Origin of the sequence: Acinetobacter sp. YH12155, assembly GCF_013418255.1 — a bacterium.
GTDB classification, from domain to species: domain Bacteria; phylum Pseudomonadota; class Gammaproteobacteria; order Pseudomonadales; family Moraxellaceae; genus Acinetobacter; species Acinetobacter indicus.
The window spans coordinates 1-7,154 of the sequence record NZ_VPCK01000043.1; the positions used below are offsets into that span (position 1 = coordinate 1).

Sequence of the window (7,154 nt, forward strand, 5' to 3'; positions counted from 1 at the left end):
TAATGGAGAAATCTAATCGGTATGTTATACCTGAGAGAAGAGTGAGGAGTTATCCAAGGGTTGTAAAAGGAAAACCTCAAAAATACCCAAGAAAAAGCCAGTCAATCTCTTAACTGACTGGCATTACCCTTCCGGGAGCTTTTTTTATTATTCATTTTACTAATATTTTAAATTAGAAATTTCAAATTAAAAATAGCTTAAATGACTGTTTCTATCAGGTTAAAAGTTTAAATTTCCACTAAAATACTCAGGATTCTGATTTCTCTCCCTGTTATTGTCTATGTCTATTATTGCTGCAAAAGCCGACCGGTCGAATCGCTCGATCTGGGTCGCGCTGGTGTTATTGTTTATTGGCTGTATTGGCGCCTATCAGGTGGTGGGCATTAACCAGGCACTATTATTCCTGATTGGTGGTGCACTGGGGATGACCCTGTACCATGCTTCTTTTGGTTTTACCTCAAGCTGGCGGGTGTTTATCAAGCAAGGTCGTGGTCGCGGTCTGCGTGCACAAATGATCATGCTTGGTCTGGCAGTACTGCTGTTTTTCCCAGCCTTAGGTGCAGGTGAACTGTTTGGCAATTCGGTCAATGGTTTTGTTAGCCCAGTGTCAATGTCGGTGATGATTGGTGCCTTTATTTTTGGTATTGGCATGCAGCTCGGCGGCGGCTGTGCTTCTGGTACGCTGTATACCGTGGGTGGTGGTAGCGCACGCATGCTGGTAACACTGGTATTCTTCTGCTTAGGCTCACTGATTGCCACCACGCATTTAGACTGGTGGTTTAACCTGCCGCATCTGGCACCTATTTCACTGGTCACCAGCTTAGGTGTGATGCCGGCGTTATTGCTGAACTTTGTGCTGTTTGCCCTGATTGCCTTGGTTACCGTATGGTATGAAAAGAAACGTCATGGCAGTCTGGAGGTTGAACCGGCTGTACAGTATCAGGGCTGGAAACGCTTCTTACGTGGCCCGTGGCCGTTGGTGTGGGGCGGTATCATCCTGACCCTGCTGAACTTCGCTACTCTTGCGTTGGCTGGACGTCCTTGGGGCGTAACCTCTGCGCTGGCCGTCTGGGCCGCCAAATCGGCCAGTTTTGTGGGTGTTGATGTAGCCTCCTGGAGCTACTGGCAGCAACCAGCCAATGCCAAAGCACTGACAGAGTCGTTATGGTTTGATATTACCTCGATGATGAACTTCGGGATTATGCTCGGCGCCCTGCTGGCAGCCAGTCTGGCCGGTAAATTCGCACCGAACTTTAATATTCCAAAACGCTCGCTGATGGCAGCGATTGTTGGCGGTTTGCTGTTAGGTTATGGCGCACGCCTGGCTTATGGCTGTAATATTGGCGCCTATTTCAGTGGTATTGCCTCTGGCAGTTTACATGGCTGGCTGTGGCTGGTATTTGCCTTTATTGGCAATGGCATTGGGGTCAAACTGCGTCCATTCTTCTTCTCGGAAGAACGCCCACAACCGGAAAAGCTGACCGGCTGTTAATTCCTGACTCGCTGTTAAAAAAGCCCCAAAAGTTGGGGCTTTTTGCATCTCTGGGTTAAGATAGCCGCATACAATAAGAAATCAGGCGGGCTATGAGTTATTCACATCATCATGAAAAACATTATATTTTAAGAACGGGCTGGTTACGTGCTGCGGTGTTGGGGGCCAATGATGGGATTATCTCAGTGACCAGTCTGGTGATCGGGATGGCGGCCAGTGGTGCTTCCAGCCAGACCCTGCTGATTACCTGTATTGCCGGCCTGATTTCAGGCGCTAGTTCCATGGCTGCCGGCGAATATATTTCGGTCAAATCCCAGGAAGATATCGAGCAGGCTGATCTGCGCATGGAATCCAGAGAACTGCGTAAAAACCCCGATCTGGAACTAAAAGAACTGACCCATATTTATACCTTGCGCGGCCTGACGCCTGAGCTAGCGCATGAAGTGGCGGTACAGCTGACCGCCAAAGATGCCCTAGCCGCCCACGCCCGCGATGAAATCGGCATTCATGAAAATACTGCCGCCAATGCGGTACAGGCGGCGGCATCCTCGGCGATTGCATTTTCTTTAGGGGCGCTGTTGCCTTTACTGACCATTGTCTTTAGTCCGGTGGAATATCTGGACCGAAGCATTGTGATTGTAGGTGTCTTATCGCTGGCCTTACTCGGTGCCCTGTCCAGCTATTTTGCCGGCACCTCCATGCTCAGAGGCAGCTTGCGGGTCACGGTCTGGGGCGTGGTGGCCATGCTATTCGCACACTGGATTGGCTCGTTGTTCCATGTCACACCTTTATAAAAAAACCGCCCAGCAAATCGGGCGGTTTTTTTACCTTAGGGCTGTGTTTACTGTAAAGCCGCTTTCAGGTTACAGCCATAATTCATGGTTTGCTGCACCTGACGATAGCTGGTATAGCGGTTTAAAATAAAATCATAAAAATTGTCGGCATTGGCAAAATTCTGCTTTAAATTTTCCTGTTGAGCCTGGGGCAGCTGGATCTGATCAAGCAGTTCCAGATTATAATGTCCAAGACGATACATCTCGGCAAAATAGCCATTCATCATATCGCAATAGCCGGCTTTGGTCGGCTTTAAGGCGGTACTGCTGACCAGATGCTGGTTCAAGGTCATCAGATTATCGGCATCTAAAGGAAACTGCTGGGCAAAGGCAATACTTTCCAGCTGCTTAAACTGCTGAAAATCGGCTTCCAGTTGACGGTTTAAGGCACTAAAGCGCTGCTGTAGCTGCTCTGCACTGGCCACCTGGTACTGTTCAGGCTGGACCTGTACCTGCTCTGCCTCATGTGGTCCACATGCTGTCAAACCTGTTATTGTGAGCAAAACAGCCCCTACATACCCCTTCATGCTTTTACCTTTTCCACGATACAACCCGGGCATTATACTGATGAAACCGGCCGGGATGAAAGTTAGAGCGACTTTTCATTCATATAGCGCCAGTAACGTTTCGGTACATACTGAATATGCAGCTTCATGTTCTGCCGTGCCTGAATATTGACGCTGTGAAAATAATCTTTCCACAGCTGGTCATATAAAAATTCTTCAGCATCCAGCTCGATACTAAAGGCCTGACTGTGGCCACTGTCCAGCTGGAGATCCAGCTGCCGGGCATTCATCTGAACCTGATGCACATCATCCAGATCATAATAAATGCCGTAATCACGCTGTTCGTCATAAATCAGCCAGCGCTGATCTTGGTAACGCGCCTTAAAATGCCGCTCGATCAGCGGTAATACATTAAAATCTGGCCGCACCAGACTTAAGAACAGACCATCCTGACATTTTTTAAAGCGTACAAAAGCTTCCATGCGATGTTTTTCCCGGCCCACCTGCTTGGCCCACTGTGCCATGCCCAACACCGCCGGATGGCCATAATTACCATCCACCGCATGGCCGTGTTGAAAAACATAAATGCAAAAATCAAACAGATGCTGAAAGGCCTGTTCCTGCTCCGACAAAAAGCACAGATAAAACTGACGCAAGCTGCCGGGCTGGATTTTCTGTTTCAAGCCCTGCCAGACCCGCTGCCCCTGCACATCCTGTGAAGACACGACAATAAACTCATCAAACAGGCCATGCTGGGACTGCGGATTGGCGGTAATGTGTACATCAAACTCTTGAAAGCGAAATGCCCGAAACACACAGCAAAGCAAGCCGGTGAGCGTGCCATCAAAGCAGTAGGTGGCCATTAAAAAGCAAAGCCCAGTTGTGGCGAGAGCTGCTGCTGATATTTGGATTGCCCCGACTGTAAAATCTGCTGGCGAATCTGCTGCGCTGGCGGCTCTTTTTTAAATTTCGGGCTGTCGGCACAGCGAATAAAATGCTGGGCACGGTTATAGGCCACGCCCATGCGTTTTAGCTGATCTATATGAATGTGCCCAAACCGGCGCGCCTGCACAATTTTCTGCGCCGAACGCACGCCTATACCCGGCACCCGTAAAATCAACTGGTAGTCGGCACGGTTGATATCTACCGGAAAAGCCTCTGGATGACGCAGTGCCCAGCCCAATTTCGGGTCGACATCCAGGTCTAAATTGGGATGTTGATCATCCACCAGTTCATGCGCAGCAAAACCATAAAAACGCATTAACCAGTCACTTTGATAGAGCCGGTTTTCACGCAGCAACGGCGGCGCTGAACCGACAGCGGGCAAGGCCTTTTCCTGTGTATTAATTGGAATATAACCAGAAAAATAAACCCGTTTTAGCTTGAATTCTTTGTAGTGCCGATCGGCCATCATAATAATGTCTTGGTCGGTTTCATTATGTGCACCCACCACCATCTGCGTGGTTTGTCCGGCCGGAACAAACTTCGGTACCGATTTGATGATTTTCGATTCATCTTTTAGTTGAATCAGGCGATCGCGGACAATACCCAAATCCTTCTGCACTTCGGCATGACTTTTTTCCGGGGCAAACTGCTGTAGTCCGGCTTCGGTCGGCATTTCCAGATTAATACTCATCCGGTCAACATATAAACCGGCTTCGGTAATAATTTCCTGAGATGCGCCGGGAATGGTTTTTAAATGAATATATCCATTAAAGTTTTCTTCCAGCCGCAGCTTTTTCACCACCTGTAGCATTCGTTCCATGGTGTAATCGGCCGATTTAAAAATACCGGAACTTAAAAACAGCCCTTCAATATAATTGCGCCGGTAAAAATTTATGGTCAGATCGACCACTTCCTGTACGGTAAAGGCTGCGCGTTTCACATCATTGGAACGCCGCGACACGCAATAGGCACAGTCATAAATGCAAACATTGGAGAACAGGATTTTAAGCAGCGAAACACAGCGCCCATCTTCGGTATAGCTGTGACAGATGCCATTACCGGTATTGCCCAGCCCTTGGTCTTTATTTTTGCGCCGACTGCCACTCGATGAGCAGGACACATCATATTTGGCAGCATCGGCTAAAATTTGCAGTTTTTCACGGATACGTTCAGACATGCGTTTCAGCAGAAATCAGGAGATAAGCTGATTATAAAAAAGCGAAAATGTTGCGCCTAGCAAGCCGATGCGTTAGCACGACCCAGCTTGTCGCAACGAATGTAACTGCTGTGTAAGAACCGGCAGATTATTTAAAAAATAAATAATGATTATGATTTGCTAATTTTGTTCAGCTTGGGCAAAGTGTAGGAAGAATAAGGAGAAATCGCATGTCTATATTGGAACAGCTCGGCATTAAACATCCTATTTTTTTAGCGCCGATGGCCGGTGTTTCGACACCTGAACTGGCTGCCGAAGTTTCCAACCAGGGCGGCTTGGGTTCACTGGGTTTAGGGGCCAGTTCAGTGGCGTCTGCCCGAGAACAGATTTTAAAAACCCAGGACCTGACCGACTGCCCTTTTCAGGTCAATTTCTTCTGTCATCAACCCGAGCCGCTGGATGAAGCTGCTGCTCAGGTCTGGCTGGATTATTTAAGTCCGCATTTTGTCCATTATGGCGTAGCGCTGCCGACCCAGCTCAAAAATCTGTATCCTAGTTTTTTAAGCAATGATGATTATCTGAATCTGGTGCTGGAAACCCGTCCTCAGGCGGTGAGTTTTCATTTTGGTATTCCGCACGCGCATCAGATTCAGGCGCTAAAACAGGCCGGGATTATCACCATGGTCTCTGCCACCAATCTGGCCGAAGCACAAGCCATTGAAGCGGCGGGTATTGATATTATTATTGCCCAAGGCGTAGAGGCTGGCGGTCATCGTGGCCTGTTTAATGCCGCTATTGATGGCGGTATCCGCACGGTAGATTTAGTGACTTTACTGACCCAGCACTGTCAGATTCCGGTGGTTGCGGCTGGTGGAATTATGAATGGTCAACATGCACAACGTGTCATGAACCTTGGCGCAGTCGCGGTACAGCTCGGGACCGCCTTTGTGCAATGTAAATCTTCCAATGCCAATGAGGCGTATCGCAAGGCTTTATTTAGCCAGAGCTGTACCCAAATTACCGATTCAATTTCCGGCCGTCCGGCACGTGGTCTGGTCAATCAGTGGCACCGTCTGGTGGATACGCCAAACCGTCCGCCGGTACCGACCTATCCCTATACCTATGATATTGGCAAGCAGTTACATGCCGCAGCCAGCCAGCAAGGCGAACAGGGATTTGGCGCATTCTGGGCCGGTGCCAACGTGGGCCTGATTCGTGACATGGAAGCCGGTGATTTAATTAATCAACTGGTGCTGGAAATGACCAGTCACTAAGCGAGAACAATAAAAAAACATCTCCGCGGAGATGTTTTTTATTGGCCTGATAGTGTCTTGAATGCTTTAACGGGTAACACGTTGCCAGGCATCTTTGGCTGCAAATTTAGCTTCTTCCCAGTTTAGACGGGAATCGCCTTTCATCTGTTCCCATTTGGTACGCAGTTCTGGCTCGGCCCGGTCAAAATCGACATTTTGTTCATATAAAGGACGGTTTTCATAGCCCAGTCGATAGGCGCCGCGATAATCACGATCATAGTCGACATCGGCATAGACACTGCGGGTTTCATTATAATATGGACGGTTCTGGTACTGATCACGCCAGTATACATCTTCTGCAGTCGGATCAATCGCATCGGCAATTTCATTACCGGCCAATCCACCGACCACACCACCGGCAATACCGCCCACTACGGCACCGACCGGTCCAGCTGCAGCACCCACGGCCGCACCGGTTGCCGCGCCCCCTAATACACCGACACTGGTGCCAACAGGATGATCGCCTGCTTCATTCATATCCGGGACACGATTGGTGTCCAAATCTGGACGTGCATTGACATCGGTCGGGTCGACATTTAAACCCTGGCTTCGTTCTTGTGGTAATTCTGTTGAGGTCTTATGGCTAAATTCAGTCACAGGACGATTAGTATTGGTCATGTTGAAACTCCCTGGATCATTGTTATTAACAAGACTGGAATATCATCTTGCCAAGTGAAGACTTACCTAACATAGAGCAAGCCAAGCCCTGCAATGTCCAAGTCCTGTCCGTGTTCAGTGAGCGTATGTTGCCCTGTGTTCAGGTCTGTAGAGATTGTAAACGGTTGACATCCTCACCCACCTGAAAGGAGGGTGATTCCTACTGCTAGACGCTTATGCCCAAGCGCAAGTATGTTCTTGGCGGAGTTTAAATCGCGTTGATTTACACTTCCGCATTCACATTCCCATACT

At 48.7% G+C, this 7,154-nt stretch carries 7 protein-coding genes and 1 pseudogene; 3 read left to right on the forward strand and 5 right to left on the reverse strand.

The features are described 5' to 3' along the window. The first annotated feature begins 280 nt into the window (after positions 1–280). Both FTU86_RS13565 and FTU86_RS13570 read left to right on the forward strand, forming a co-directional pair. On the forward strand, positions 281–1,492 hold the full coding sequence (locus FTU86_RS13565; RefSeq protein ID WP_180048597.1) for a YeeE/YedE family protein: 1,212 nt from the start codon (positions 281–283) through the stop codon (positions 1,490–1,492). 92 nt (positions 1,493–1,584) lie between these two features. Then, positions 1,585–2,286: a VIT family protein gene (locus FTU86_RS13570; protein WP_180048598.1), complete on the forward strand. Its 702-nt coding sequence runs from the start codon at positions 1,585–1,587 to the stop codon at positions 2,284–2,286. Between the two features lie 47 nt (positions 2,287–2,333). Here the strand turns inward: FTU86_RS13570 and FTU86_RS13575 are convergent, their stop codons facing one another. The 3 genes from FTU86_RS13575 to FTU86_RS13585 form a co-directional block, all read right to left on the reverse strand. Next, positions 2,334–2,852, reverse strand: a complete 519-nt coding sequence (locus tag FTU86_RS13575) for a hypothetical protein (RefSeq protein WP_005178855.1) — start codon at positions 2,850–2,852, stop codon at positions 2,334–2,336. A gap of 62 nt (positions 2,853–2,914) precedes the next feature. After that, on the reverse strand, positions 2,915–3,694 hold the full coding sequence (locus FTU86_RS13580; protein WP_152342434.1) for a TIGR03915 family putative DNA repair protein: 780 nt from the start codon (positions 3,692–3,694) through the stop codon (positions 2,915–2,917). Beyond that, positions 3,694–4,953: a putative DNA modification/repair radical SAM protein gene (locus FTU86_RS13585; RefSeq protein ID WP_005178869.1), complete on the reverse strand. Its 1,260-nt coding sequence runs from the start codon at positions 4,951–4,953 to the stop codon at positions 3,694–3,696. The genes FTU86_RS13580 and FTU86_RS13585 overlap by 1 nt, the downstream gene beginning before the upstream one ends. A 209-nt stretch (positions 4,954–5,162) precedes the next feature. Here FTU86_RS13585 and FTU86_RS13590 point away from each other — a divergent pair, with 209 nt between their 5' ends. Continuing rightward, a complete protein-coding gene (locus FTU86_RS13590; RefSeq protein ID WP_016659133.1) occupies positions 5,163–6,206 on the forward strand; it encodes a nitronate monooxygenase family protein in 1,044 nt (347 codons plus the stop codon). A gap of 66 nt (positions 6,207–6,272) precedes the next feature. On the opposite strand, the gene FTU86_RS13595 is transcribed toward FTU86_RS13590, so the two are convergent. Both FTU86_RS13595 and FTU86_RS13770 read right to left on the reverse strand, forming a co-directional pair. Then, complete coding sequence (locus FTU86_RS13595; protein WP_005178874.1) at positions 6,273–6,863, reverse strand: hypothetical protein; 591 nt, start codon at positions 6,861–6,863, stop codon at positions 6,273–6,275. Positions 6,864–7,036: 173 nt separating this feature from the next. Beyond that, a pseudogene (locus FTU86_RS13770) lies at positions 7,037–7,154 on the reverse strand (RNA-guided endonuclease TnpB family protein); the annotation flags it as partial.

Bases quoted from the DNA above. Each gene is read 5' to 3' on its own strand.
- FTU86_RS13585 (WP_005178869.1), bottom strand. From the start codon at position 4,953: ATGTCTGAACGTATCCGTGAAAAACTGCAAATTTTAGCCGATGCTGCC.
- FTU86_RS13595 (WP_005178874.1), bottom strand. From the start codon at position 6,863: ATGACCAATACTAATCGTCCTGTGACTGAATTTAGCCATAAGACCTCA.
- FTU86_RS13580 (WP_152342434.1), bottom strand. From the start codon at position 3,694: ATGGCCACCTACTGCTTTGATGGCACGCTCACCGGCTTGCTTTGCTGT.
- FTU86_RS13565 (WP_180048597.1), top strand. From the start codon at position 281: ATGTCTATTATTGCTGCAAAAGCCGACCGGTCGAATCGCTCGATCTGG.
- FTU86_RS13570 (WP_180048598.1), top strand. From the start codon at position 1,585: ATGAGTTATTCACATCATCATGAAAAACATTATATTTTAAGAACGGGC.
- FTU86_RS13590 (WP_016659133.1), top strand. From the start codon at position 5,163: ATGTCTATATTGGAACAGCTCGGCATTAAACATCCTATTTTTTTAGCG.
- FTU86_RS13575 (WP_005178855.1), bottom strand. From the start codon at position 2,852: ATGAAGGGGTATGTAGGGGCTGTTTTGCTCACAATAACAGGTTTGACA.